The organism is Kocuria sediminis (assembly GCF_009735315.1).
Taxonomy (GTDB): domain Bacteria; phylum Actinomycetota; class Actinomycetes; order Actinomycetales; family Micrococcaceae; genus Kocuria; species Kocuria turfanensis.
In genome coordinates, this window is record NZ_WOGU01000023.1 from 1 (window position 1) to 26,068 (window position 26,068).

Genomic DNA, 26,068 nt, shown 5'->3' on the forward strand with positions numbered 1-26,068 from the left:
TGACGGCGGTGCTGGCCCGCTCCAGCTACCTGCTCGACGGGATCGCCTGCCCCGACCCGGCCACCGTGCTCACCGACGCGGCGGTGCTCGACGTCCTACCGCCCTTCGCCGGCGGATGACCCCATGACCACCCCGGACCCGGTCTTCTCCGCCGTGGTCCTGGCCGGCGGCCGCTCCGCCCGGCTGGGCGGGCGGCCGAAGGCGGGCCTGCGGCAGGGCGGGCGCACCCTCGTGGAGCTCACGCTGGACGCGGTCCGGGAGGCGGCCGGGGTGGTCGTCGTCGGGCCCGCGGAGCTCGCCGTTCCCGCGGGCGTGCTGCGCGCCCGGGAGGACCCGCCGTTCTCCGGGCCGGCCGCGGGCATCGCGGCGGGCCTGCGCGCCCTCGGAGCGCTGCCCGAGGCGCCGTGGACCCTGGTCCTGGCCTGCGACATGCCCGGGGTGGCCCGTGCCGTCCCGCTCCTCCTGGAGGGCGCGAGAAGCGTGCCCGGGACGGACGGGCACATCAGTGTCCCGCCCGACGGCCGCCGTCAGCCCCTCGCGGCCCTGTACCGCACGGAGGCGCTGCGCGCCGCGTACGCGGGCCAGGACCCCGCGGACCGATCGGTGTTCTCCTTCGTGCGACACCTCGGCCTGCACGACGTCACCGTGGCCGAGGACGCCACCGCGGACGTGGATACGTGGGACGATGTGCGGAGGCACCACCTGACCTGACCACGAACGGGCGGCCCCACCGCCCGGGAGGAGCACGGCATGCCCAAGGACCTGAGCCCGGCGGAGCACGAGACGCTCGAGCGGTGGCTCGCGGCGGTGCGCGCCGCCCTGGACGTCCCCGACACCGAGCTCCCGCTGGACGCCGTGCTGGGCCTCACCGGGCGGGTGGCCCACAGCACCGTGCGTCCGGCCGTCCCGCCCACCGCCTACCTGCTGGGCTACCACGTGGCCCGGGCGGTCGCCGCGGGCGAGGAGGAGCACGACGCACTGCGCCGCGCCCTCCGCGCCGTCGGCGACCTCGTCCCCGCCGCCCGCCGAACTCCCGAGGAGAACTGATGTCCGGACTGCCCCTGCCCCACGACACCAACAGCCCCTACACGCACGCGCTGCCCGTGATCGAGGACGACGACGCCCCCGCGCCCGCGCCCGTGGAGGTCGAGACCGTCCAGGACGCCGAGTGGCACCGGGCCCGGCAGTTCTCCTACGACGTGGCCACCGCCCTGCCCAGCCACTGGCTGCCCCTGCAGGAGGCCCTGGGCGAGGTCCTCGCCGAGGACGTCACCGCACCGATCCCCGTGCCGCACTACGCCTCCTCCGCCATGGACGGCTACGCGGTGGCCGGCCCGCAGCCGTGGACCGTGGTCTTCCCGGAGCCCGTGGAGACCGACCCCCGCAAGATGCTCACGATCCCCCCGAAGGAGCTCTACCGCCCGGTGCTCAACCTGGAGCCGGGGGAGGCCACCCGCATCGTCACCGGCGGGCTCGTCCCCGCCGGTGCCCGGGCGGTGCTGCGGGACGAGTACGCGCACCTGTCCGAGGAGGGCACGGTGCTGACCATCGCCGCCCACGCCCCCTCGGCCGAGGACATCCCCTACGGGCAGAACATCCGCCGCACCGGCGAGGAGGTGTCCGCCGGGGACGTCATCCTGCGCGGCCAGTGCCTGCTCAACCCGGCGCACATCGCCTTCGCCGCGATCAGCGGCCACGACATGCTCCCGGTCCGCCGCCGCCCGCGCGTGACCATCCTGCTGACCGGCAGCGAGGTGGTCGAGGACGGGATCCCCGAGCCCGGCCAGGTCCGTGACGCCTTCGGCCCGCAGCTGCCCACCTTCGTGGAGATGCTGGGCGGGTCCGTGGACCAGCTGCGGCGCGTGGAGGACACCGCCAAGGCGATGCTCTCGGCCCTCACCGAGGCGCCCTCCGGCATGGCCTCGGTGCTCGACGCCCGCACCGAGGTGGTCATCACCACCGGCGGGACCGGGCACTCCGACGCCGACCACGTGCGCTCCGCGCTGGAGGAGCTCGGGGCGGTCTTCCTCCTGGACGGTCTCGCCCAGCGCCCGGGCCACCCCACGTTCCTCGCCCGGCTGCCCGAGGACGGGCCGTTCGTCGTCGGGCTGCCCGGGAACCCGCTGGCGGCCATGACGAGCATGTTCACGGTGGCCCAGCCGCTGCTGGCCAAGCTGCACGGCGACCCGGCCCCGGCCACGCGCACGCTGCCCGCGGCCGAGGAGCTGCCGGGCCAGAAGGTGACCGCCCTGGTGCCCGGCTACCTGCAGGACGGGAAGGTCGCCCCGCGGGACCGGGTCGGCGCGAACATGCTGCGCGGCCTCGCGCACGCGGACGTCATCGTCGTGGTGCCCCCGGGCGGGGTGGCCGCCGGGGACGACGTCGAGGTCGTGCCCCTGCCCTGGCGCTGAGCCGCGGCCGGACGGGCGAGGTCCCGGGCACCCCGGTGCCCGGGCCCTCGCCGCGGGCGGCGCAACCGCTCAGGCGGTGAGGAAGAGGACCAGGGCGCCCAGGACGAACACGCTGGAGGCGGCGAGCGCGCAGCCGAACTCCACCACGATGCCCAGACCCGCGGCCTTGAGGGCCACCCAGCTGGAGTCCAGGGCGGTGCGCAGGTCGCGCTGGCGGGCGGTCTCGCTCAGCAGCAGGCCGACGAAGAAGCCCACGAGGATCCCCACGACCGGGATCACGAACAGCCCCACCACGGCGCCCGCGGCCGCGTACAGCAGGGAGCGGTTGGGGATCTGCCGCTGCTTGAGCCGGGCGCCGGTGAGCACCGCGCTCGCGGCCATCCCGGTGAGCGCCAGCACGGAGCCGACGGCCAGCACCGTCCAGCCCTCCACCGCCTGCACGGTGAGCGCCCAGACCAGCAGCCCCACCACGATGAGGATCGAGCCCGGCAGGACCGGGACGATGACGCCGAGGCACCCGACGACGAGCAGGACGGCGGTGAGGAGGGTCGCGATGATCTCGGCGGTCACGCCCTCATCGTAGGCGGTCCCGGACCGCTGTCCCCCCAAGAGGCCGCAGACCCGCCCGCGCCGGCGCTCCTAGCCTGGAACGGATGTCCTCCACCGTCCTGCAGCCGGCACGCCCGGAGGCCGAGCCGCCCGGGGAGCGCCCCGCGCGCAGCTCCTCGTGGTTCCTGCTGGCCTCGGTGCTGCTGCTGCTGATCGGCACGGGCGGACTGATCCACGCCAACACCTCCGACCTCGGCCCGGGCGTCCCCGGGGGCGGCGGGTCGAGCCGCACCGCTCCCGTGCCCGAGCCGTGGGGCGAGGACGTCCTGGCCGCCGCCGAGTTCTCCGGGCTGCCGCCGCAGGTCGTCGCCGCCCAGCTCGACGTCGAGAGCCGCTGGGACCCCCGGGCCGTGAGCCCGGCCGGGGCCCAGGGCCTCGCCCAGTTCATGCCGGGGACGTGGGCGCGGTACGGGCGGGGGGACCCCTTCGACCCGCGCGACGCCATCCGCGCCCAGGGCCGGTACCTGAAGGACCTCCGGCGGATGGTCGCCGGCCTCGAGCCGGCCACGGCCGAGGAGGAGATCGACCTGGTGCTGGCGGCCTACAACGCCGGGCCCACCGCGGTGCTGCGGCACGGCGGGATCCCCCCGTTCGCGGAGACCCGGGGCTACGTGACGCGGATCCGGGAGCTGGCGGGCACCACCTACGCCGGGGTGTGCGCCTGCGGCTGAGGCCCCGCACCGGCCTGCCCGTCCACCCGGTTCCTGCACCCGGATCCCCGCCCGATGCATCCGCCCGGCGTGGTCAGCCGTCCGGTCCCGCGCCCCGGTGCGCTCAGCCGGCCTCCCCGCCGGCGCGGCGCCGGTCGCGGGCCAGGCCCGTCAGAGCACGGCGGGCCGCGTGGTAGCCGGCCATCCCGTGCACCCCGCCGCCGGGCGGGGTCGAGGAGGAGCACAGGAAGACCCCGGGCACGCCGGTGGCGTAGGGGTCGGCCTGCACGACGGGCCGGAAGACCTGCTGCAGCCCGTCCAGGGCGCCACCGCCGATGTCGCCGCCCACCAGGTTGGCGTTCCACGTCTCCAGCCCGGACGGCGGGGTGTCGACCCGGGCGAGGATCCGGTCGCGGAGGCCGGGGGCGAAGCGCTCCAGCTGGCCGAGCAGCCGCTCCCCCGCCCGCGGGTCGTCGCAGCCGTGCGGGACGTGGGCGTAGGCCCACAGCACCTGCTGCCCGGCGGGTGCCCGGGAGGGGTCCGCGGCCCCCTGCTGGGCCACCAGGACGAACGGACGCTCCGGCAGCCGTCCCGCGCGGGTCTGGGACTCCGCGGCCCCGATCTGCGCGAGCGTCCCGCCCACGTGCACCGTCCCGGCCTGCGCCACCCGGGGGTCGCGCCAGGGCACGGGCCCGTCCAGCAGGAGGTCGACCTTGTAGCAGGCCGTCCCGTAGCGCCAGCGGGACAGCGCCCGGCGGTACCGGGGCGGCAGCTCCAGCCCGCTCAGGCCCAGCACCTGCCGGGGCGTGAGGTCCAGCAGGACGAGCTCGGCCGGGCGCACCTGGGCGAGGTCGGTCACCGGGCGGTCCAGCAGCACCCGGCCCCCGTGCTCCCGCAGGTCGGCCACGAGCGCGTCGGCGATCGCCTGGGACCCGCCCCGGGCCACCGGCCAGCCCGTGGCGTGGGCGGCGGCGCCGAACAGCGTGCCGAACGCCGAGGTCAGCACGTGGCGCGGGGGCAGCACGGCGTGCGCCGCGGACCCGGCGAACAGGCCCCGGGCCTGCTCGGTGCGGAACACCGCCCGCGCCGTGGCCGCGGCCGGCCACGGCGCCCGGAGCCCGAAGGACGCCAGGGCCGCCGGGTGCTCGGGCACCCGCACGAGCGGGCCCAGGGCGGACTCGACCGTCTGCTCCCAGCGCCCCACCACGCCCCGGTGCAGGGCGGACCAGGCCCGGCCGTCCGGGCCCAGCTCCGCGGCGGTGCGCTCGAGGGAGCGGTGCAGCAGCCCGGGCGGGCCGTCGTCGAGGGGATGGGCCGCGACCACCGGCGGGTGCAGCCACTCCAGCCCGTGGCGGTGCAGGTCCAGCCGCGAGAACAGCGGGCTGGCCACCCCGAAGGGGTGCACCGCGGAGCCGAGGTCCACCACCGTGCCCGGGCCGAGCACGGCGGCGGAGCGCGCCGCCCCGCCGGGCGCGCCCGCCGCCTCGTGCACCGTGACGTCGAGCCCGGCGCGGGCCAGCACCACGGCCGCGGCCAGCCCGTTGGGCCCCGCGCCGACGACCGCGGCCGTTCCCTCCACCGGCCGGCCTATCCGGCCAGGGCGTTGCGCATGGTCCGCAGGGCCACGGACAGGGACGCGAGCTCGGTCCCGGGCTCGCCCCGGCCCTCGGACTCGATCTCCCCGAGCACCTCGCGCAGCCGCGCCAGACGGGACTCGTTGGCCTCCTCCCAGGCGTCGACCTTCTCGCGCGCGGTCCGCCCCGGTGCCCGGAGCGCCCGGTCGGCGAGCGCCACGAGCGTGGCGTAGACGTCCTCCCGCATCGCCATGCGGGCCAGCACCTGCCAGCGGGTCTCCTGCGGCAGATCCGTGATCCGGTTGAGCAGGCCCTCCATGCGGTAGCGGTCGTAGAGCTCGAAGTAGACCTTGGCGATGGTCTTGATCTGCTCCTCGTCGATCCTGCCGTCCGCGTGCAGCCCGGTGCCCGAGGCGTGCGCCAGGCGGGCGACGTCCAGCAGCGCGAACGCGTCCAGCAGCTGCGACCACTCCGTGGCCAGCGGCCCCGGCACCCCCTGCCGCACGGCCGCCTCCGCGCGGGAGTCGACCCGCTGGCGGGAGTCCTCCCCCAGCAGCCGGTCCTCGAGGAACCGGATGTCCACCGTCGGCTTGTACCGCTCGATGACCTCGGTGACCGGGTGGGCGGTCTCCTGCCGGTGCAGGAGCCAGCGCACCACGCGGTCCAGGACCCGGTGCATGTCCAGGAACATCCGGTCCCACAGCTCCACGGGCGTCCCCGCGGGCAGGGCCCGGTGCCGGCGGACGTAATCCTCGAGGTCGTAGATCTCGACGGCGGCGACGAACGCTCGGGCGATGTCCGCCGGAGAGGCCCCGGTCTCGTCGATGACCCGCTGGACGAAGGTGACTCCGCCGTAGTTGATCATCCGGTTCGCCACGACCGTGCAGATGATCTCGGCGCGCAGCGGGTGGGTGTCCACGAGCCGGCCGAACCGGTCGGTGATCTGCGCCGGGAAGTACTCCTCCAGCACCCGGGTGAACCACGGGTCCTCGGCGAGGTCGGAGTCCACGAGGGCCTCGAACAGCTGGATCTTGGCGTAGGCCGCGAGCACGGACAGCCCCGGGGAGGTGATCCCCATCCCCAGCCGGGTCACCCGCTGGCGCAGCTCCTCGTCCGAGGGCAGGCCCTCGATCTGCCGGTCGAGCTCCGCGTTCTCCTCGAGCCAGTGCATGAACCGGAGGTAGGACTCGTTGAACCGGGCGGTGCGCGAGCGCTCCGTGGTCAGCAGCACGTTCTGGGCCACGTTGGTCTCGAGCACGAGACCGGCCACCTCGTCCGTCATGGCCTCGATGAACCCGGCCCGCTCCTCGGCGGCCAGCTCCCCGGCCACGACCATCCGGTCCACGAGGATCTTGATGTTGACCTCCCGGTCGGAGGACTCCACGCCGCCGGAGTTGTCGATCGCGTCCGTGTTCAGCAGCACGCCGCCGAGGGCGGCCTCCACGCGCCCGAGCTGGGTGCAGCCGAGGTTGCCGCCCTCGCCCACCACCTTGACCCGCAGGTCCGCGCCGTCGACCCGGATCGCGTCGTTCGCCTTGTCCCCCACGTCCGTGTGGGACTCCTGCGAGGACTTCACGTAGGTGCCGATGCCGCCGTTGTAGAGCAGGTCCGCCGGGGCGGTGAGGATCGCGCGGATCAGCTCGATCGGGGTCATCTCCTCGACCCCGTCCGGCAGGCCCAGGGCCTCGCGGACCTGCGGGGAGACCGGCACGGACTTCACCGTGCGGGAGTACACCCCGCCGCCGGCGGAGATCTTCTCCCGGTCGTAGTCCTGCCACGAGGAGCGCGGGCGGCCGAAGAGCCGCTCGCGCTCGGCGTAGGAGACGGCCGGGTCCGGGTCCGGGTCCAGGAAGATGTCGCGGTGGTCGAACGCGGCGACCAGCCGGATGTGCTCGGAGAGCAGCATGCCGTTGCCGAACACGTCCCCGGACATGTCGCCCACGCCCACCACGGTGAAGTCCTCCGTCTGGGTGTCCACGCCCAGCTCGAAGAAGTGCCGCTTGACGGACTCCCACGCCCCGCGGGCGGTGATGCCCATGGCCTTGTGGTCGTAGCCCACCGACCCGCCGGAGGCGAAGGCGTCGCCGAGCCAGAACCCGTACTCCGCGGAGATCGCGTTGGCGGTGTCGGAGAAGGACGCCGTGCCCTTGTCCGCGGCCACCACCAGGTAGGAGTCCTGGCCGTCGCGGCGCACCACCTGCTCCGGGTGGACCACGACGTCGTGGCCGGCCTCGTCCCGCACCAGGTTGTCGGTGATGTCCAGCAGGGAGGCGATGAACAGCTTGTACGCCTCGCGGCCCTCGACCACCCAGGCGTCGCGGTCCACGGCCGGATCCGGCAGCTGCTTGGGGTAGAACCCGCCCTTGGCCCCGTTGGGCACGATCACCGCGTTCTTCACCATCTGCGCCTTGACCAGGCCCAGCACCTCGGTGCGGAAGTCCTCGCGCCGGTCCGACCAGCGCAGCCCGCCGCGGGCCACCGGCCCGAAGCGCAGGTGCGTGCCCTCGACCCGCGGGGACCACACCCAGATCTCGAACATGGGGTGCGGCCGCGGGGCGGTGCTGATCCGCCCGGGGTTGAGCTTGAAGGCCATGGTGGGCCGGTGCTGGTACACGTTGGTGCGCACGGTGGCGGCCATGATCTCGGTCAGCGCCCGCAGCAGCTTGTCCGCGTCCAGGGTCGGGACCTCGTCGAGGGCCTCCATCAGACGGGCCTGCGCGGCGTCGCGCTGGGAGCCGCGCACGGCGTCGTCGAGGGCGGGGTTGAAGCTCGCGTCGAAGAACTCGACCAGTCCGCGGGTGACCGCGGGGAAGGCCAGGAGCGTGTCCGCGATGTAGTCGAACGAGTTGGGGTGCCCGAGCTGCAGGAGGTACCGGACGTAGGAGCGCAGCACCGCCACGGTCCGCCAGGTCAGCCGCTCGGTGAGGACCAGCCGGTTCAGGGAGTCGGACTCCGAGCGGTTGGACAGCACCGCGCACAGGGTGTCCTCGATGAGGTCCTCGGTCCGGGCGTCCTCCGGGCCGATGGCGTCCACGCCCTCGGGCAGGCGCACCCCGAAGTCGTAGAGCTGGAAGTGGCGCCCGTCGGCGGGGGTGACCTCGTAGGGCTTCTGGTCCAGGACCGTGAGGCCCAGGTTCTGCAGCATGGGCAGCAGCTCGGTGAGGGACAGGGACCGGGTGAGGTAGATGTTCAGCCGCACGCCCCCGGGGTCGTCGACCACGCGCACCTCCGCGGGCAGGTCCGGGTCACGCCCCCAGAGCTCCTCGCAGCGCTGGAGGTCCTCGACGGCCTCCTCGATCTCGTAGTCCGCCCGGTAGGCGTCCGGGAAGGCCTCCGCCCAGTTCTCGGCGTGCGCGCGGGCCAGGTCCTCGGGGAACTCGCGGTGGATCGCCCGGACCAGCGCCTCGGACCAGGACCGCACGGCCGCGCGCAGCCGCGCCTCGAGGCCCGCCCGGTCGAAGGACTGCACCTGCCCGGTGTACGGCAGGCGGATGCGGAAGAACAGCCGGGCCAGCGTGGAGGCGGACAGCCGAGCGTCGAAGTCGATGGACTCGGCGTCGAAGGTCCGCCGCAGCTCCGCCTCGATCCGCCCGCGCACCGAGGTGTTGTAGCGGTCCCGGGGCAGGAACACGACCGCGGACATGAACCGCCCGAAGTGGTCCTGGCGCAGGAACAGCCGGGTCTGGCGCCGCTCGTCCAGGCCCATGACGCCGCGCATGATGTCGTAGAGCTCGTCCGCAGTCATGTGGAACAGCTCGTCCCGCGGGTAGTCCTCGATGTTGCCCATGAGGTCCCGGGCGGAGTGGGAGTCCTCGAGGAAGCCGAAGCGCTCGGCGACCTCCGCCAGCTTCTCCTTGAGCAGCGGCGTCTCCCGCGCCGGGGTGTTGTAGGCCCGGCGGGTGAACAGCCCCAGCACCAGGTACTCCCCCACGATCCGTCCCTCGTCGTCGTACTTGGCGACGCCGACGTAGTCGAGGTACTCGCGGCGGTGGATGGACGAGCGGCGGTTGGCCTTCGTGACGAACAGGGTGCCGGCCTCGCGGGCGTGCTCCCGGCCCAGACCGGTGAGCTGCTGGCGGTGGGGCCTGCCCTCGTGCTCCACGAGCAGGCCCAGTCCCGTCCCGGGCCGGCTGACGAGGGCCAGGCCGTCGCCGGTCTCCTCGAGGTCGTACTCCTTGAAGCCCATGAGGATGAAGTTGCCGCCGATCAGCCAGCGCAGGAAGTCCTGGGACGGGCCGACCATCGGGGGGTGCCCGCCCCCGGGCAGCTCCAGGGTGCGCAGCCGGTCCAGCTCCCCGGCCAGCCGCTCCACGCGGGCCTTGAGCTGCTCCTGGTCCTCGTCGACGCGCTGGACGTCGCGGAGCAGGGTCGAGAGCCGGTCCACGAGCTGCTGGGCGGTCTCGTCGGAGATCGGGCGGGAGAGCTCCACGGAGATCCAGGACTCCACCACGTGCCGGGTCCCGCCGGAGGCCCGGAAGTTCGCCAGGCTCGGCAGCGCGGTGGTGTCCCCGCTGGCGCTCGCGGAGAAGTCGGGCACCTGCTGGAGCTCGAGCAGCTCGTGGGTGCCCTCGTCCCGGGTCGCCACCAGCACGGGGTGGATGACCAGGCGGGCGCCGCCCCACTTGGCGGCGATCTCCGCGTTCACGGTGCTCACGAGGTAGGGCACGTCCTCGGTGACCACGAAGACCACCGAGGTCGCGTCCTCCTGGCGCACGCCCACGGCGATCTCCCCCGGGGCGCGCACCCGGCCCACCTCGTGGTGGTGGTCGGCGCGCTCGCGCAGCTGCTCCTCGGTGCGCGAGAGCAGGTCCTCCTGCGGGACGTGGCGGTAGTACTCGTTGATCCACGCCCGGTCTCCGTCCCACTGCGGGGCCTGCGGGATCACCCGGAGCGTCTCCGTGCGGTCCTCATCGGGGATCGTGTACTGGTCAGGGGCCACAGCCGCATCACGCCTTCGTCGCCGTGGGCGGCACGGAGCGCGGTCTGTGCGCCGCCGTCGCCGCCCCAGGGGGTGGACGGCACCTCGTGGGGCCGTCCCTGGTCCGTCCAGCTTATTGAACGAACACCGCCCTGTCAGGGGGCGGTGGGCTCGGGCACGTCGTCCCGCAGCCGGGCGTCGTCGAGGGCCTCGGTCCGCACGGGGACCACCTCGCAGTTGCGCACCCGGGGGTGGGTCTCGCCGTTGAGCACGGAGACCGTCAGGCGGATCAGGGAGCCGTGGGCCACGACCAGGACGTTGCGCCCCGGGTGGGCGTCCCGGATCCGGTGCAGGGCGGCCGTGCCGCGGCGGGCCACCTCCTCCGCCGGCTCCCCCTCGGCCAGGATCGCGTCCCGGGCCTGCGCCTCCAGACCGGCCAGGCTGGAGCCCTCCCACGCGCCGAAGCCGCGCTCCACGAGCCCGGGGCAGGTCGCGCTCAGCTCGAGGCCGAGGACCCCGCCGATGATCCGCGCGGTCTCCACGGCGCGGCTGAGCGGTGAGGAGACCAGCACGTCCCAGGTGGTCGCCCCGGCGTGCAGTCGCCGGGCGACGGTCAGGGCCTCCTGCCGTCCGGTGTCGTTGAGCGGGACGTCCGTGGCGCCCTGCAGCCGCTCCTCCAGGTTCCAGTCGGTCTGGCCGTGGCGGATGAGCGCGATGCGTCCGGAAGTGTTCACGCCCTCCACTGTGGGCGACGCCCCGCCGCGGGGCAAGCCCGGGACGGCCCCGGCCCGCCGCGGACGGCGGGCCGGGTACCGGTTCGGGCTACTGCCGGTCCTCGGGGCGCTCCGGGCGCTCGCGCTCCTCGACCGAGGATCGCACCTCGGGGTCGTCGGTGTCGTCGACCCACGGCTCGGTCTGCCGGTGCTCCTCCACGTGGTTCGGCTGCCGGGCCTGCAGCGCGTCCTCGACCTCGTGCTTCATCTGGTCGTCGAGCTCCGACCCGTGCTTGGTGTTGCCTCTTTCAACCATCACGTCGCTCCTTCCTCGGTGGTGCCCGGCCGGCCCGCCGGGGGCGGCCCGGGCGGGCGTGGGGTCAGCTGCCGCCCTCGTCCTCGACCAGGCCGCGCTGGGCGCGGTCGGCGGCCTCGGAGGAGCCCTCGGGCAGGGGGTCGGCCGCGGGCGGGACCTCACCGGGGGCGTAGTCCTGCAGCCCGGCGGCCACCCGTTCCTGCTCGGTGGCCGCGGCGAGGGCGTCGTCGTCGAGCTTCTCGGGCATGCCCGCGTGGCCCTGGTGGATGGGGCGGGGCAGGGCGTCCTCCTGCGGCTCGATGACGTCGTCGAGGTTCGGGGCGTCGTCGTTCGGGGTGCTCATAGGAAGCCTCCTTACGTTGTGCCGTGTCCCCACCCTAGCGAACCGGGCGGGGCCGGGGAAGGGCGAGAGGGCGGCCCGGCACCGGCAGGACACGGCGGCGGCCCGGGGTCGGGGTCCTGGACGAACCGCGGCGATGGGGGTTGAGTAGCGGTCATGACCACCTTCACGTTCAGCTCCCGCGTGCCCCATCCCGTCGAGGACGTCTTCGCCTGGCACGCCCGCCCGGGAGCCCTCACCCGGCTGACCCCCGCGTGGACGGGCTCCGTCGTGGAGGAGTCCTCCCCGCCCCTGCAGAACGGCACGCGGTCCCGGCTGCGGGTCGCCGTGCCCGGCAGCTACGGGCTCGCCTCGGTGCCCTGGACGGCGGAGCACCACGGGTTCGTCCCGGGCCGGGAGTTCCGCGACCGGATGGTCAGGGGCCCGCTCGCCTCCTGGGAGCACCACCACCGGTTCGACGACGACGGGCACGGGGGGACCGTGGTCACCGACACGGTGGAGTACGCGACCCTGCCGGGCGACCGGGCCTTCGGCGACCGGCTGATGGGCCCGGCGCTGGGCCGGCAGTTCGAGGCCCGCGCACGCCGGCTGACCGCGGACCTGGAGTTCCACGCCCGGTATCCCGGCCGGCCGCTGACGGTCGCGCTCACCGGGGCGTCCGGCACGATCGGCACGCAGCTGGCCGCCATGCTGGGCACCGGCGGGCACACCGTGCTGCGCTTCGTGCGCCGCGAGGCGCGCACTCCCGGGGAGATCTCCTGGGACCCGGACACCGGGGTCCTGGACCCCGGCGCCCTGCGGGACGTGGACGTGGTCGTGAACCTGGCCGGGCGCAGCATCGGGGGGCGGCTCACGCGCGCGGCGAAGGAGCAGATCCGCGGCTCCCGCGTCCGCGGCACCGAACTGATCGTGCGCGCCCTCGCCGCTCTCGGCGACGACGCCCCGGCGGCCCTGGTCAACGCCTCCGCGATCGGCTACTACGGGGCCGACACCCACGGGCAGACCGTCACCGAGAAGTCCCCGCCGGGCGGGGACTTCCTCGCCGAGGTCTGCACCGCCTGGGAGCGGGCCGCCCAGGCCGCCGAGGCCACCGGGACACGCGTGGTGACGGTGCGCACCGGGGTGGTGCAGACCCCCGCCGGGGGCGCGCTCAAGGCGCAGCTGCCGCTGTTCCTCGCCGGGCTGGGCGGGCGGCTCGGCTCCGGGAACCAGTGGCTGAGCTGGATCTCCCTGGACGACGCGGTGGGCCTGTTCGCCCACGCCGTGCTCTCCGCCGGGCTGCACGGCCCCGTCAACGGCGTCGCGCCCATGCCGGTCACCGGCCGGGACTACGCGCGGACCCTCGGCAAGGTGCTCGGCCGGCCCGCGCTGCTGCCCACGCCGGGCTTCGGGCCGAAGCTGGTGCTCGGCACCGAGGGGGCCGAGCTGATGGCGCTCGCGGACCAGCGGGTCTCGGCAGATCGCGCCATCGACCGCGGCTACCGGTTCCGGCACCCCGACCTCGGCTCCGCGCTGCGCGAGGAGCTCGGCCGCTTCTGAGGGCGGACGCCCAGGACCCCGCCCGGCGGGGCCGGACGGGGTCCTGGGTGACGGGTGGGCGCCGGGCTCAGAGCCGCCCGGTGACCGGGAAGCGCTCCCAGGCCCGGTGGCTCTTCATGAGCGCGACGACCTGTTCCACCACGGCGGCGGAGTCCTTGCCGGTGACCACGCCGGGCGCGCCCTCGGGCAGGCCGGCCGCGGCGAGCGTGCGCCCCTTGTCGCCCCAGACGCCGATGGCCTTGGCCTGGCGGAACACCTCGCCGAGCAGCAGGTGCACGCGGGGGTCCAGGGCACCCGTGGACACGGCGCCGGCCTTGGCGTCGAGGCCCGGCCGGGCGTCCGGGGCCGGCGGCACGGCACCGGCCACGAGCACGGAGTCGAACTCGACGGAGCGGGCGGTGAGGTAGGTGCGCTGGGCCACGAGCCCCCCGCCGCGCCCGACCGGCCCGCCGTGCGGGGCGATCACCAGCGGGACCATGCCCGCGGCGTCCACCGCCTCGACCACCGCCAGGAGGTCGGACTCGTCCGGGTCGGGCCCGATCACGATGCCGACCTGTCGGCCGTCGAGCGGCCACTGCCCGCCGATCTGGGACAGGGCGGGGCTCGGCTCGATCCGGCCGTGCTGGACGGTGGGCCGCGGCGCGGGCAGGCCCAGGCCCTCGGCAACCACGGCGCACAGCTTCGCGTCGATGTTGGCCAGCGACTGCAGCTGGCGCTCCTTGACCGACTGCTCCCAGCACTTGCCGAGCTCGAAGGTGTACGCCTGCGCGATGTGCTCCTTCTCGACGTCGCTCATGGACAGCCAGAACAGGCGGGCCTGGCTGTAGTGGTCGTCGAAGGAGGCCGGGGCCCCGCGTTCCTTGACCGACTCCGCGACCGGGGCCGGGTGGTCGATGAAGGGACGGGCCGGCTCGTCGGCGGGGAACGGGTTGTTCCCGTCCAGGGTGTTCGGGTGGTAGGGCGCGACCCCGGTGTGCACGGCGGTCTGGTGCATGCCGTCCCGCAGCATGTCGTTGACCGGGGCGTGCGGGCGGTTGATCGGCAGCTGCGTCCAGTTGGGCCCGCCCAGCCGGCTGAGCTGGGTGTCCAGGTAGGAGAACAGCCGGCCCTGCAGCAGCGGGTCGTTGGTCACGTCGATGCCGCGGACCAGGTTGTTGGGGTTGAAGGCGACCTGCTCGGTCTCGGCGAAGTAGTTGGAGGGGTTGCGGTCCAGCGTCATCAGTCCCACCGGCTGCACGGGCGCGAGCTCCTCCGGGACGATCTTCGTGGGGTCGAGCAGGTCGATGCCCTCGAACGTCTGCTCCTCGTTGTCCTCGAAGACCTGCACGCCGAGCTCCCACTCCGGGTGGGCGCCGGCCTCGATGGCGTCGGCGAGGTCGCGGCGGTGGACGTCGGGGTCCATGCCGTTGGCGATCTGCGCCTCCTCCCACAGCACGGAGTGCACGCCCAGCTTCGGCTTCCAGTGGAACTTCACGAGCACGCTGCCGCCCTCGTCGTCCAGGAGCCGGAAGGTGTGGACCCCGAAGCCCTCCATCGTCCGGTAGGAGCGCGGGATCGCGCGGTCGGACATGTTCCAGATCGTGTGGTGCTGCGCCTCGGTGTGCAGCGAGACGAAGTCCCAGAAGGTGTCGTGGGCGGACTGGGCCTGCGGGATCTCCCGGTCCGGGTGCGGCTTGCCGGCGTGGATGACGTCCGGGAACTTGATCGCGTCCTGGATGAAGAACACGGGGATGTTGTTGCCCACCAGGTCCCAGGTGCCCTCGGACGTGTAGAACTTCGTGGCGAAGCCGCGGGTGTCCCGGGCCAGGTCGGCCGAGCCCCGGGAGCCGAGGACGGTGGAGAAGCGCACGAAGACCGGGGTCTCCACGTCCTTGCCGAACACGGCGGCCGACGAGATCCGGCTCGCGGTCCCGTAGGAGCGGAACACGCCGTGGGCTCCGGCGCCGCGGGCGTGGACCACCCGCTCGGGGATGCGCTCGTGGTCGAAGTGGCTGATCTTCTCGCGGAAGTGGTGGTCCTGGAGCAGCACGGGCCCGCGCCGGCCCGCCTTCAGCGAGTGGTCCGTGTCGCTGCGCCGGGACCCGTGGGCGGTGGTCAGGTGCTCCCCGCCCTGGGCGGCGAGCGTCGGGTCGGCCCCGGTGTCCCGGCCGGTGGGGCTCACGGGCGCCGGCGCCGCCTGTTCGGGCTTCGGCGGCAGCGGGGGCCGGGGCTCGGTGGGCTCCGCGGCCGGAGCGGCCTCGCTGCCGGGAACGCCCGGGGGCATCGGTGCCTGCCCACCCGCCCGGTGCCTCATCCTGTTCAGCCTCTTGCGCATGTGCTTCTCCCGCTCGTCCTCGTCGTGTGGTCGTCCCCGGCCGGCCCGGCCCCGGCGGGGCGCGGAACAGCCAGTCCACTGACCATTCAGTCACCGGCGGAAGGGACCGCACAAGCCCCCACGCGGGACTCCGCCCTCGGTGAACAGCCCCGGTGAACAGCCCCGGACACGGCCACGGCCCCCCGCCGGCCGGAGCCGGCGGGGGGCCGTTGCACAGGGCTCAGGCGCGGTCGTCCGGCTCCTGCACGTCGATCCGCTCCTGGCGCACCGTCTCCTCGATCACCTCGGTGCGCTCGGTGCGGCGCACCGCCAGGCGCACCCGCTGGTAGGGCACCCGCACGGTCTGCACCACGGGCACCTCGCGGTAGAGGATGACCTCGTCCTCCCCCACCGGCAGCTCCTGCCCGGCGAGGAACGCCTCGCGCTCCTCCTCGGTGATCGGGGTGCGGATCTCCTCGACGTCCTCGGAGGCCAGGGTCTGCTCCTCGCGCACCGGCTCCTCGACCACGTACTTGCGCAGGCGCAGCCGCCCGGCCTCGACCCGCTCCGTGCCGGCCCGCAGCCGTTCCTCGTGCCGGACCACGGTGGCCGCGTCGTCGCCGGCCCGGCCCTCCTCGAGCCGGTCGCGCGCGGGCGCGTCGTCCTCGAGCCGGCCGGGCCCGGACGGGTCGCGGCGGGCGTCGGCCTCCTGGTCGAAGGCCAGGTCCCCGGCGCCGGCGGACGGGTCGCGGCGCTCGTCCGCGACGCTTCCCCGGGCCCGGCCGGCGGTGGCGTCGGCGCCCGCGAGGGACTCCCCCGTCCGGCGGACGTTCGTGCCGTCGTCGTTCCCGGCGTCGTCGCCGTGCCGGTGGGCGTCGTCGTCACCGGCGTCGATGTTGTAGGCGGGCGCCCCGCCGCGGGGGTCCCGCGTGTCGGTCGGCCCGGACGTCGCGTCGCCGTCGACGTCGCGGCCCTCCCGGCCGTAGGCGTTGTGGTCCCACAGCTCGGTCGACGAGCTGGGGGCGTGGCGCTCCACGCCCGTGTCGTCCACGTCTCGCGCCCGGTCGGGACGCGTCCCGGAGCGCTCCGGGTGGGCAGTTTCCTGGTCGTACGGGCGGTCGTCGGAGGTGGACATCGTGGGCTCTCCTCAGGATTGCTGTGGTGGTCGGATTTTATCAGCGTGCTGAGCGGTGCTGCCGCCCACTCTATGGGGGACCGACCCGGGACACGCCCCGGCGCCCGCCCTTGTCCGCCCGCCCCCGCGGTGCCAGTATCGATGCATGAGCACCTGGACCGTCCTCGCGGCCGGCGGCACCGAGGCCGCACGGACCGGGGTGTGGGAGAGTGGTGCGACGGTGGCCGGCGCGGTCGTCGTCGTGCTGATGGTGGCCGCCGCGACCTCCCTGCTGCGCACCCCGGGGCAGGACCCGGTCCTGCGCCTGTTCTGGCTGCTCGTGATCCTGGCGTTCCCCGTGGCCGGCGCCGGCCTGTGGTTCGTGCTGGGCCGGCGTGCCGGGAACGCCCCCGACGCGCACCCCGCGTAGTCGATCCCGTCCCCGTGGAGGGCCCGGCCGAGAAAGGAATCCGCATGAGCTACTCCCAGGACGGGCACGGGTTCTTCACCCAGGCCCTCGACGCCGAGGACCGCGGGCGGCTCGACGAGGCCGAGACCGCCTACCAGCAGGCCATCGTCCTCTTCGAGGAGGAGGGCGACTCGCTGCAGGAGCAGGCCGCCTGCCACTACAACCTGGGTCACCTCTACCTGGGGATGAACCGGCCGGGCCGGGCCGTCACCGCCTACGAGGAGGCCCTCGACCTGTTCCACCGCATCGGCGGCAGCGGGAAGCACCAGGCCCGCACCCACCTGATCCTGGGCAGCCTGTGCCTGGAGCTCGACCGCGCCCACGACGCCGAGGAGCACCTCCTGGACGCCCTGGGGCAGTACCTCGACGCCCCGCACGACGCCCACGACCAGGCGCAGTGCCACGTCAACCTCGGCCGGGTCTACGAGCTCGGCGAGCGGCACACCCAGGCCATCACCGCCTACAACCGGGCCCTGGACTTCTACCAGGAGACCGAGGCCACCACCGCGGACCAGGCGGAGTGCTTCACCGCCCTGGGGCGGCTGTACGAGCGCGCGGGCCGGCTGAAGGAGTCCGGTGCGGCCTACGCGGCCGCGGCCCGGCTGCGCTGGGCGGCCGAGCAGCAGCGACTGGAAGGTGCCGATCCCGTCCGGGACGCCGGCGTGCCCGACGGGGAGGACCGCACGTGAGCTCACGCCTGATTTACGGGTGCATGACCATCGGGGGCTCGTGGGACGACGTCCCGCCCGACGCCGCCACCGTGGACCGCGCCCGGGCGGCGGTGCACGCGGCCCTCGACGCCGGGATCACCGACTTCGACCACGCCGACATCTACGCCCACGGCAAGTCCGAGGCGGTCTTCGGGGAGCTGCTGGCCGAGGACCCGGCGCTGGCGGGCCGGGTGCGGCTGCAGACCAAGTGCGGGGTGCGCCTGCCCGGCAACACCGCCGCTCCCGGCGCCCCGGCCCACTACCGGCTGGACCGGGACACGATCCGCGCCGGGCTGGAGGGCTCCCTGCGCCGGCTCCGCGTGGACTCGGTGGAGCGGTTCATGCTGCACCGCCCCGACCCCCTCGCCGACCCTCACGAGGTGGCGGGCGCCCTGGACGAGCTCCGCAAGGAGGGACTCATCCGCTCCGTGGGCCTGTCCAACATGTCGACCCGCCAGGTGGCCCTCTACCAGCAGCTGCTCACCACGCCGGTCACGGCCCTGCAGCTGGAGCTGAGCCTGCGCCACCGCGGCTTCGTGGAGCAGCAGATCCTGGCCAACCACTCGGAGGGCGCCGAGCACTCGTTCCCCGAGGGGATCCTGGAGTACTGCGCCGCCGACGGCATCGAGGTGCAGGCGTGGGGCGCCCTGGCCCGGGGCCTGTACACCGGTGCGCCCATCCCTCCGGAGGACCAGCACGCCGCGGCCACGGCCGAGACGGTGCACCGGATCGCCGCCGCGCACGGGGTGTCCGGGGAGGCGGTGGTCCTCGCGTGGCTGATGCGCCACCCCGGCGGCATCCGCCCGGTCCTGGGCACCACCGATCCGCGCCGGATCGCCGCGTGCGCCGAGGCGGAGGCGCTGGCGCCCCGGCTCGGCCACGAGGACTGGTACGCCCTGCTCACCGCGGCGCGCGGCAACCCGGTGCCCTGACCCCGGTCAGCGGAACAGGGGCGGACCGGAGTAGGGGGCGAGGATCTCCTGCTGCTCCGGGGTGATCCGCAGGACCGTCCCGGTGGCGGGCACGAAGAACGCGAGCTGCGTCTCGGCGCGCACGCACGCCCGGCGGCTCACCACGTCGGTGATCTCGAAGCCCAGGGTGAGTGCCCCGCCGCGGGCCGAGACCACCCACACGCGCACCTCCACCGGGGTGTTGCGGTACTCGAGGGAGCGCAGGTACTTGATCCGGTTCTCGGTGATCAGCGCCTGGGTGCCGGCGGGGAGCGCGGAGAAGAACGGGATGAGCGGGGCCTCCACCTCGTGACCGGTGCCCACGGGCACGCCGAGCGCCGCGATCCGCGCCTCCTCCAGCAGCCGCACGACCTCGACGTTGTTCACGTGGCCGTACGGGTCCATGTCGCCCCAGCGCATGGGCACCCGGCACAGCACACCCGTCTCCTGCGTCACCGTCATGCGGTCGTCCTCCTCGGTCGTTCGGGCCCGGGCTCCGGCGGCCGGACCGGCCTCGGCCGCCGCCCACGGGCGTCCCCATCGTAGGCCCCGGGCCCGGCCGGGCCGGCCGCACCCCGCGGCGACACGGGCCGGGGTGCCAGAATAGGCGCGGACCCCGGGTCCTCCCGACGAACGACAAGGAGCGGCGGAATGACCGGAAGCCCTCGCGCCGCCCACCGGACGCGCTGGGGGGCACCGTCGGCACCGCGGCGGACCCCGCGGTGGGTGACGTGGGGCGCCGCCTCGGTGCTGGCCCTGGTGCTCGTCTGGCTGCTCGCGTGCTGGGCCGTCCTCCAGCACCCGCGCACGGACGAGCCGTCCCGCTCGGACGCCCTGTTCGTCCTCGGCCCCCCGGACCGAACCCGCCTGACGGAGGCGCAGCGGCTCATGGACGCCGGGGTCGCGCCGGTGCTCGTGGTCGCCGATCCCGGTGCCGAGGACCTCGGCGAGGCCTCCGGACGCACCTACTACGCGCGCGCCCAGCAGGTCTGCGCGGCGGAGCACGCCTACGAGGTGATCTGTTTCCGGCCGGACCCGTCCACCACCCAGGGCGAGGCCCTGCAGCTGCGGGAGCTCAGCGAGCAGCGGGACTGGAACCACGTCAGCGCGCTCACCTACCGCCAGCACGTCACCCGGTCCCGGCTGATCCTCGGGCGCTGCTACGCCGGCGAGCTGGACGTGCTCGCCTTCGACTACCCGGAGGTGCCACGGGGCCTGCTGCGGGAGTTCGCCTACCAGTCCGGCGGTTTCGCGAAGGCCGCGCTCACCCCCGGCTGCGACCAGCAGCTGCCCTGGCGGCCGAAGTCCCTGGACTGAGCCCGGGCGGCGGACGGAGGGCTCAGCCGCCGCGGTCGGCGAGGTCGCGGGTCCACTCGACGGAGCGGCGGTCGCTCTCGGAGGAGACCGTGTGGGCGTCGTCTCGGCCGGAGAGGACGTCCGCCGCGGAGGTCCTCGGCGCCCCCGGACGGTGCGGCCCGCCGGACGCGGCGATCCCGGCGATCCAGGCCTCGCTCTCCACGCCGCGGTGCGCGTCCGCGGCCAGGCGGGCCCGGGCGGCGGCGACGGTGATGGGGTCCACGGGGTCGGCCATGACTCCATTCTTCCCCGGCCGTCGCCCGGGAGGAAGACTGGGGCCATGACCGACCTGCAGTGCCCCGCCACCGCCGTGCTCCTCGACGACGCCGCCCCTCCCCCGCCGTGGACCGCCCGGCTGCGGGTGGCCGAGCGGTTCACCGCCCGCGGTGCGGCGGAGCTGACTGCGCTCGTGGAGGACTCGGCCGACCTGTTCCGCGGGGAGACGTTCGTGGTCGCCGCCCCGGCCGGTGACATCGAGGAGGCGCTGCGGCGGCGGGGCGTCGGCGGGCGGGCGCCGGTCGTCGTCGAGGTGGACTCCGCGGGGTGGCGGTCCCGGCCCGCCCCCTGACGCGGACCGGTCAGGCGGAGCGTTCGATCTCGTCGGCCACCCAGCCGTGGACGATGCCCGCGAAGGTGTGCGGGTCGGTGAGCACACCCATGTGGGCGGTGTCCGTGACGATGCGGGTGACGTGGCGCTCCTGCGGATCGAGGGCACCGATCGCGGGGTCGTCGTCCCCCTGGACGAGCAGCACCGGCAGCTCGGCGTGCTCGAGGAGCAGCGGTGTCCGGTCGGGGCGGTCCCGCATGGCCTCGAGCGCGCGGACCACGGCGGCCTCCGGCCAGTCCTGGGCCTGCCGGACCGCGGCCTCCACGTCCTCCCGGCGGGCGTCCTCCCGGAACGTCCGGGGCATCTGCCGGCGCGCGTAGGCCCCGACGCCCTGCTCCTGCACCGCGGCGATCCCCTTGTCCCGTCCGGCCCGTGCTGCCGCGTCGTCGGCCGCGGTGGTGCTGTAGGCCAGGACCGCGTGGCTGATCCGCGCGGCGTGACGCTCCAGGGCCGCGGCCAGCACGTACCCGCCCAGCGAGTGCCCCACCCACACGCAGCGCTCGATCTCCTCGGCGTCGAGCACCTCGCACACCCGGTCCGCGTAGGCGGCGAGGTCCGCGGGGCCCTCCGGGAGGTCGCCGCCGACTCCCGGCAGGTCCACCGTGAGGACGTCGTGGAAGGCCTCGAGCAGCGGCCGGGCGCGGTCCCAGAGCTGCTGGGTGCACAGCAGCCCCGGCAGCAGCAGCACGGTGGGCGCCCCCGAACCGGAGCGGGTGGAGCGGAGCACGGCACTGTCCTTCCGTCGGCGGAGTCCTGGCCGTCAGCCTACGGACCCGGCCGTTCCGGTGTCACCGGGGGCTCGCCGCGCAGCCGCCGGCGCTGTGCTGTCCGGCCCGCGCTCTAGTGTTTCCGCTGGTGAGGTCGGCCTGACCCCACCGCACCGGAGATCCGAGGAGGACATCACTTCCATGATGGGACCGAGCCATGCGGCCTGCGGGGCAGCCGCATGGGTGGCGCTGACCGCCGACTACCAGCTGCACCTGCAGGACCTCAGCATGCCGATCGGGTGGGGGCTGCTGGACGTCGGCGACGCCGGGGTGCTCACCGGCGCCCTGGTCACCGCCGGCGCGGCACTGCTGCCGGACCTGGACCATCCGGGCGGGACCGTGGCCCGGTCCCTGCGGCCCCTGTCCACCTGGCTCTCCCGCGGGATCTGCCGGCTCTCGGGCGGGCACCGCCGCGGCACCCACTCGGTGCTGGGGGTGCTGGCGTTCACCGGTCTGGCGGCGGCCGCGCAGAAGATCGGCATCCCTGTGGGGGACCTGGGCCGGGTCTGGCCGCTGGCGGCGGTCATGTCCGTGCTGCTCATCGCGTTCGCCGTGCAGGTGCTCGCCTTCGTGCCGGAGCGGGTGGCGAAGCTCAACTGGGTCGTGGGGATCGGGCTGGGCGTCGTCGTGGGCCTGTACCCGCCCGCCCACGAGTGGTGGTTCGCCGCCGCGGTGGGCACGGGCGTGGTGGCCCACCTGGCGGGGGACCTCGTGACCACGCGCGGGATCCACCTGCTCTATCCGCTGCGGATGCCGCTGCCCCTGCCGCGCGCCGTGTACAAGAACCGGTCGTTCCTCACCGTGCCGCTGATCGGCAACGCCGGGTCGGCCGCGGAGCTCGCGCTGCTCGCCCCGATCACCCTCTTCGCGCTGACGGGCCTGTGGGGCGCCTTCGCGCTGGCCACCGGGCTGATGGTCGCCTGACGCCTCAGACCGCGCGGTGCTGCTCGACCTGCTTGCGGGTCTGCTGGGCCCGTTCCTCCTGGATGAGCTCGAGGGTGCGGAAGAGGCGGGGGATGGTGATGACCACGAGCCCGCCGACCATGTTCAGTGGGATGACCCACAGGGCCCACACCGCCCACTGCCCGTAGGAGATCGGCGCGTCCATGTGCATGGCCGCGAAGAGGACGATGGAGTTCAGCGCGCCGTGCAGCATGCCCGTCCCCACGACCAGGAACCCGCTGATCAGGGAGATGAACCCGGTCACCACGTCGTTCTGCGTACCCTGCGCCATCCGGGTGGTCAGGGTGATGGTGCTGCCGGCCAGCACGGCCAAACCCGCCGTCTCCAGGCTCAGACCCCCTTCGAGGTAGCCCTGGGCCGTCTCCAGCAGCGTGTCCGCCAGGCCCGGGAAGGACACGGCGATCAGCCAGGTGAAGAGCCATCCCCCCGCGAGGTTGGTCACCAGGGTGACCGACCACAGCCGGAGGAGCTGCAGCCAGGTCCCGTGCTTGGCGACGACGGCCTGGATCGGCACCAGGAAGTCCTCGGTGAACAGCTCCGAGTGCGCCAGCCGCAGCGCGAACAGCCCGATGCCGAACGCCATGCCGGCCAGCAGGTCGGAGCCGGTCGCCTCCTTGACGGCGAGCATCGCCATGATGCCCAGGCCGACGTCGATGCCTCCGAACAGGCCGGTGATCAGCAGGGCGCGCCAGGTCCTGCTGAGCCGTTCCGCGCCCTCCGTGAGCGTGCTGTGGAACGCCTCCGCGAGCTCGTCCTCCACCGGCTCCTGACTCTCGCCGAGCTCCCGCCGCTTGTCCTCGAGCTCCTGTCGGTCCGGTTCCATGGGTGCTCCCCTGCTCGCCCTCGCCTCCCCGCGCCGGGGATGCGACAAGCTTACTGACGGCCGCGGACGGCGGCGATTGGCCAACGCGGGAATGTGTGGGTAGGATTGTCGTCGTTGCTCACGGCGGTCCGCCGCCGGGGTCGACGAGCGCGAGTGGCGGAATAGGCAGACGCGCACGGTTCAGGTCCGTGTGCCCGAGAGGGCGTGGGGGTTCAACTCCCCCCTCGCGCACCGCAGGTCTCCCGCAGAACTCCACAGTTCTGCCCGCGGGACCCGATGTGATGTCGAAGGCCGGTTGTTCGGAGGTTTCCGAACAACCGGCCTTCGGCGTTCCCGGCTCGTCGTCGTCGCACGGCGCCTCCCGGAACGACGGGCCGGCCCGATCCCCGCGACGGCGCCCCGACGGGTCCGCGGAACGGGCCGACGGTCGACCGGCTCGCTCCGATGCTGCGGACCGGGAGCCGGTTCCGGTCGTCGCCATGTCACACAGTGCATCGGACCGTCATGTTCCCGCCGGCCTCCGGACTCCCCTCAGGCGCTGGGGGCGCCTCACGGGCGGCACCTCGTGCGTGCCGTCCCCGCGTGGGGCGACGGCCGTGGCCGGAGGGCGCCCCCGGGTATGAATACGCTGTGACCAGCACAAACGCGGGGTACTGACCGGTCAGCAACGGCCGTCGGCCGCGCGGGCACGGGTCGGCTCCGGCGGAGGCGGCCCAGGCGCCGCTCCGGGGCGGCGGGTCATGACGCGAGGCGCTTCACGATCGTTTGCCCTAGTGAAAGCCTTGAACCCCGCACGAGGACCTTCTTACGGTGATGTCACCCAGTTCACAGGGAAGATCTGTCTCACAGGTCTCGAAACATTCTTTCTCGCACGCATGACGGTGTATTCGTCATGCCCTTTTTTGGGGGACATCATGGACGATCTGCGTAAAACCCTTGCCGGCGCGGCCATTGCGGCCGCTCTGCTCGGCGGTTCGCTCGCCACGCCCGCCTTCGCCGGTGACGACTCGCACGACGGGTCCAAGGACGATCACGGGAACCACCACGGCGACCACTATGGGTATGACGACAAGGACGACGAGGACGAGAACGGGAAGGACGAGAACGGGAAGGAGGACAACGGCGAGGACGAGGAGTCCGAGGACGAGAAGTACATCCACGAGTACGACTGGAAGCACGACGGCACGGACTGGTACCACGACGCCGACGGCAACGGCGAGAAGGGCGACGACGAGAAGTACGACCACGAGCACAACTGGAAGCACGACGGCACGGACTGGTACCACGACGCCGACGACAACGGCGAGAAGAAGGACGAGGAGGACGAGGAGGAGAAGTACGTCCACGAGTACGACTGGGAGCACGACGGCAAGCACTGGTACCACGACGCCGACGGCAACGGCGAGAAGGACGACGACGAGAAGTACGCCCACGAGCACGACTGGAAGCACGACGGCACGGACTGGTACTACGACGCCAACGGCAACGGCGAGAAGGACGACAACGGCGACAACGGCGACAAGGACGACAACGGCGACAAGGACGACAGCAAGGACGAGTACGCGTCCGACCACAAGAAGTGAGTCGAGCAGCCCTGAGCACGTGGGAGCACCTCATCCGGCCGGCGGATGGGGTGCTCCCCCATGTGCGACCTGTCGAGCGGGCACCCGGGCCGGCCTGCGCACCCAGTAGTCGTCCTCGGCCCGGGGGCGACGATGCGCACGGGCGCCCAGCAGCGGGCCGCCGCCGCTGACCCGGGCCGGGATCCCCCACGGACCTGCCGATCCGTCCTTCCAGGAGCCGGGCTGCTCAGCCGACGGTTCGGATGGCGACACCGACTCCGATGAGCAGGATGAGCGCTCCCGCGACGGGCTCCACGGCGGCGAGGGTCGACGACGCCGTGCGGAGCGGGAGCAGCTGAAAGCCCGTCATGTGCACGACCGCCCCGGCGTGGATGACCGGGTACGTGCGCGCCCCGGCACACGCCCCGGCACACGCCCCGGCACGAGCCCCCGTGGCACCCGGTCCGGCCCGCCCGACGGCGGCCGCTGCCCGGCCAGCACGCGCGGTCGGCCGGAGGCCACACAGCCGCAGCGCGGGACCGGGCACGCCCGCACCGCACGGGTGGGACGCGGCCCGCGCCCCACCCCGGCCGGGCTCGCCCTGGTCGCCGAAGGGGGTCAATGTCCTCCAGGCCCTCCGACGGCTCGAGGCCGTGGGATGGGCGGACCTGCGCGAAGGCCGCGCGCCGTCTCCCTCCGCAGCCACCCACTGGACGACACCGCCGCCCCGCCCGTGGACCACCTCCGGCACGAGCTGAGCGCCGAGGACCTCGTGGTCGTCCTGCCCGAGAGCTCACCGCCGGCCGCAGGCACCGTGCCGACCGGCACCGCACCTCGGACCCTCGCCGACGGCGCCGGCTGCGAGCGGCGAGACCGCAGGCGGGTGCCCGCCGGAGGAGCCGGACCGCTCGGCGACGGGCGAGGACTCGCCTCCCTGTGGACCGGCCGGCTTCTTGATCGAATCTCCATGTGCTCTCGACACGGCCGCCACCCTGACGCCCCATGCTGAGGACAGCGCCGAGGAAGGGTGCACGGGAGGTGCCACGGCCTGTGGACGGGTTCCGGGCGCCTGCTGCCGCTTCCTCATCGGGCCCTAGTGCCGCCCGGGTCCGGGCACCACCAGGAGGGCAGACATGAGCAGCAGCGGGGAATCCACGGTCCGCCCGCAGGACGGCCGCGGCGCCGGTCGCACCGGACGGTGGGGCGGCACGCCGCGACTGCTCGGCGTGGACGCGGCCCGCGGCCTGGCACTGATCGGGTTGATCGCCGTGCACGTCCTGCCGGAGGAGAACGACGCCACCGGTGACCCGACGTGGAGCTACCTGCTCTTCGCCGGGGACTCGGCCGCGCTGTTCGCGCTGCTGGCCGGGGTGGGCCTGGCCCT

General features: G+C 74.1%; 24 protein-coding genes, 1 tRNA gene and 1 pseudogene. 14 read left to right on the forward strand and 12 right to left on the reverse strand.

Going from position 1 to position 26,068, the window contains the following annotated elements:
* The first annotated feature begins 123 nt into the window (after positions 1–123).
* Genes mobA through GMA12_RS17325 form a run of 3 tightly spaced genes read left to right on the forward strand, consistent with a single transcriptional unit; the run spans position 124 to position 2,411 of the window.
* Positions 124–711 (forward strand): molybdenum cofactor guanylyltransferase, encoded by a 588-nt coding sequence (mobA, locus tag GMA12_RS17315; RefSeq protein ID WP_156270752.1) that lies wholly within the window; start codon positions 124–126, stop codon positions 709–711.
* Positions 712–750: 39 nt separating this feature from the next.
* Positions 751–1,047, forward strand: coding sequence for a DUF6457 domain-containing protein (locus GMA12_RS17320; RefSeq protein ID WP_156270753.1), 297 nt, complete (start codon positions 751–753; stop codon positions 1,045–1,047).
* The gene (locus GMA12_RS17325) at positions 1,047–2,411 is read left to right on the forward strand and encodes a molybdopterin molybdotransferase MoeA (RefSeq protein ID WP_156270754.1); all 1,365 of its coding nucleotides are present in this window, start codon (positions 1,047–1,049) and stop codon (positions 2,409–2,411) included. The genes GMA12_RS17320 and GMA12_RS17325 overlap by 1 nt, the downstream gene beginning before the upstream one ends.
* 69 nt (positions 2,412–2,480) lie before the next feature.
* On the opposite strand, the gene GMA12_RS17330 is transcribed toward GMA12_RS17325, so the two are convergent.
* Entirely contained in the window at positions 2,481–2,981 is a 501-nt protein-coding gene (locus tag GMA12_RS17330) for a DUF456 domain-containing protein (protein ID WP_162460017.1), read from the reverse strand.
* Positions 2,982–3,064: 83 nt separating this feature from the next.
* Between GMA12_RS17330 and GMA12_RS17335 the strand changes: the two genes are divergently transcribed.
* Positions 3,065–3,691 carry a lytic transglycosylase domain-containing protein gene (locus tag GMA12_RS17335; protein ID WP_156270756.1) on the forward strand — a complete coding sequence of 209 codons (627 nt, stop codon included), beginning with the start codon at positions 3,065–3,067 and terminating at the stop codon, positions 3,689–3,691.
* Between the two features lie 103 nt (positions 3,692–3,794).
* Here GMA12_RS17335 and GMA12_RS17340 read toward each other — a convergent pair whose 3' ends face one another.
* From GMA12_RS17340 to GMA12_RS17360, 5 genes are all read right to left on the reverse strand, one after another.
* Positions 3,795–5,249: a phytoene desaturase family protein gene (locus GMA12_RS17340; protein ID WP_162460018.1), complete on the reverse strand. Its 1,455-nt coding sequence runs from the start codon at positions 5,247–5,249 to the stop codon at positions 3,795–3,797.
* 8 nt (positions 5,250–5,257) lie between these two features.
* Positions 5,258–10,183, reverse strand: a complete 4,926-nt coding sequence (locus tag GMA12_RS19120) for an NAD-glutamate dehydrogenase (RefSeq protein ID WP_162460019.1) — start codon at positions 10,181–10,183, stop codon at positions 5,258–5,260.
* 134 nt (positions 10,184–10,317) lie between these two features.
* Positions 10,318–10,896 carry a histidine phosphatase family protein gene (locus tag GMA12_RS17350; RefSeq protein ID WP_162460020.1) on the reverse strand — a complete coding sequence of 193 codons (579 nt, stop codon included), beginning with the start codon at positions 10,894–10,896 and terminating at the stop codon, positions 10,318–10,320.
* 88 nt (positions 10,897–10,984) lie between these two features.
* Entirely contained in the window at positions 10,985–11,191 is a 207-nt protein-coding gene (locus GMA12_RS17355) for a hypothetical protein (protein ID WP_156270773.1), read from the reverse strand.
* 64 nt (positions 11,192–11,255) lie between these two features.
* Positions 11,256–11,534, reverse strand: a complete 279-nt coding sequence (locus tag GMA12_RS17360) for a hypothetical protein (protein WP_156270759.1) — start codon at positions 11,532–11,534, stop codon at positions 11,256–11,258.
* A gap of 153 nt (positions 11,535–11,687) precedes the next feature.
* Here GMA12_RS17360 and GMA12_RS17365 point away from each other — a divergent pair, with 153 nt between their 5' ends.
* Entirely contained in the window at positions 11,688–13,070 is a 1,383-nt protein-coding gene (locus GMA12_RS17365) for a TIGR01777 family oxidoreductase (protein ID WP_156270760.1), read from the forward strand.
* Positions 13,071–13,137: 67 nt separating this feature from the next.
* Here GMA12_RS17365 and GMA12_RS17370 read toward each other — a convergent pair whose 3' ends face one another.
* Positions 13,138–15,333 carry a catalase gene (locus GMA12_RS17370; protein ID WP_156270761.1) on the reverse strand — a complete coding sequence of 732 codons (2,196 nt, stop codon included), beginning with the start codon at positions 15,331–15,333 and terminating at the stop codon, positions 13,138–13,140.
* A 271-nt stretch (positions 15,334–15,604) separates the two neighbouring features.
* Positions 15,605–16,498 carry a YsnF/AvaK domain-containing protein gene (locus GMA12_RS18595; protein ID WP_206064735.1) on the reverse strand — a complete coding sequence of 298 codons (894 nt, stop codon included), beginning with the start codon at positions 16,496–16,498 and terminating at the stop codon, positions 15,605–15,607.
* 145 nt (positions 16,499–16,643) lie between these two features.
* On the opposite strand from GMA12_RS18595, the gene GMA12_RS17380 reads away from it, so the two are divergent.
* From GMA12_RS17380 to GMA12_RS17390, 3 genes are read left to right on the forward strand one after another with little or no spacing between them, the layout of a single operon-like run.
* On the forward strand, positions 16,644–16,907 hold the full coding sequence (locus GMA12_RS17380) for a PLD nuclease N-terminal domain-containing protein (protein WP_156270762.1): 264 nt from the start codon (positions 16,644–16,646) through the stop codon (positions 16,905–16,907).
* 44 nt (positions 16,908–16,951) lie between these two features.
* Entirely contained in the window at positions 16,952–17,635 is a 684-nt protein-coding gene (locus GMA12_RS17385) for a tetratricopeptide repeat protein (protein ID WP_156270763.1), read from the forward strand.
* Positions 17,632–18,588, forward strand: coding sequence for an aldo/keto reductase (locus tag GMA12_RS17390; RefSeq protein ID WP_370832054.1), 957 nt, complete (start codon positions 17,632–17,634; stop codon positions 18,586–18,588). Before GMA12_RS17385 ends, GMA12_RS17390 begins: the two co-directional genes overlap by 4 nt.
* A gap of 6 nt (positions 18,589–18,594) precedes the next feature.
* Here the strand turns inward: GMA12_RS17390 and GMA12_RS17395 are convergent, their stop codons facing one another.
* Positions 18,595–19,068, reverse strand: a complete 474-nt coding sequence (locus tag GMA12_RS17395; protein ID WP_156270764.1) for an acyl-CoA thioesterase — start codon at positions 19,066–19,068, stop codon at positions 18,595–18,597.
* Positions 19,069–19,257: 189 nt separating this feature from the next.
* Between GMA12_RS17395 and GMA12_RS17400 the strand changes: the two genes are divergently transcribed.
* Positions 19,258–19,923, forward strand: a complete 666-nt coding sequence (locus tag GMA12_RS17400; RefSeq protein ID WP_156270765.1) for a YdcF family protein — start codon at positions 19,258–19,260, stop codon at positions 19,921–19,923.
* A gap of 22 nt (positions 19,924–19,945) precedes the next feature.
* On the opposite strand, the gene GMA12_RS17405 is transcribed toward GMA12_RS17400, so the two are convergent.
* Positions 19,946–20,197, reverse strand: coding sequence for a hypothetical protein (locus tag GMA12_RS17405; RefSeq protein WP_156270766.1), 252 nt, complete (start codon positions 20,195–20,197; stop codon positions 19,946–19,948).
* A gap of 45 nt (positions 20,198–20,242) precedes the next feature.
* On the opposite strand from GMA12_RS17405, the gene GMA12_RS17410 reads away from it, so the two are divergent.
* On the forward strand, positions 20,243–20,530 hold the full coding sequence (locus tag GMA12_RS17410; protein ID WP_156270767.1) for a hypothetical protein: 288 nt from the start codon (positions 20,243–20,245) through the stop codon (positions 20,528–20,530).
* A gap of 10 nt (positions 20,531–20,540) precedes the next feature.
* Here GMA12_RS17410 and GMA12_RS17415 read toward each other — a convergent pair whose 3' ends face one another.
* The gene (locus GMA12_RS17415; RefSeq protein ID WP_156270768.1) at positions 20,541–21,296 is read right to left on the reverse strand and encodes an alpha/beta fold hydrolase; all 756 of its coding nucleotides are present in this window, start codon (positions 21,294–21,296) and stop codon (positions 20,541–20,543) included.
* A gap of 181 nt (positions 21,297–21,477) precedes the next feature.
* Between GMA12_RS17415 and GMA12_RS17420 the strand changes: the two genes are divergently transcribed.
* Positions 21,478–22,260: a metal-dependent hydrolase gene (locus tag GMA12_RS17420; RefSeq protein ID WP_156270769.1), complete on the forward strand. Its 783-nt coding sequence runs from the start codon at positions 21,478–21,480 to the stop codon at positions 22,258–22,260.
* A gap of 4 nt (positions 22,261–22,264) precedes the next feature.
* Here GMA12_RS17420 and GMA12_RS17425 read toward each other — a convergent pair whose 3' ends face one another.
* A complete protein-coding gene (locus GMA12_RS17425; RefSeq protein ID WP_156270770.1) occupies positions 22,265–23,122 on the reverse strand; it encodes a formate/nitrite transporter family protein in 858 nt (285 codons plus the stop codon).
* Positions 23,123–23,269: 147 nt separating this feature from the next.
* On the opposite strand from GMA12_RS17425, the gene GMA12_RS17430 reads away from it, so the two are divergent.
* The 3 genes and pseudogenes from GMA12_RS17430 to GMA12_RS17440 all read left to right on the forward strand — a co-directional run.
* Positions 23,270–23,353, forward strand: a tRNA-Leu gene (locus GMA12_RS17430).
* A gap of 683 nt (positions 23,354–24,036) precedes the next feature.
* The gene (locus GMA12_RS17435) at positions 24,037–24,705 is read left to right on the forward strand and encodes a hypothetical protein (RefSeq protein ID WP_156270771.1); all 669 of its coding nucleotides are present in this window, start codon (positions 24,037–24,039) and stop codon (positions 24,703–24,705) included.
* A gap of 1,112 nt (positions 24,706–25,817) precedes the next feature.
* Positions 25,818–26,068, forward strand: a pseudogene (locus tag GMA12_RS17440) (DUF1624 domain-containing protein); the annotation flags it as partial.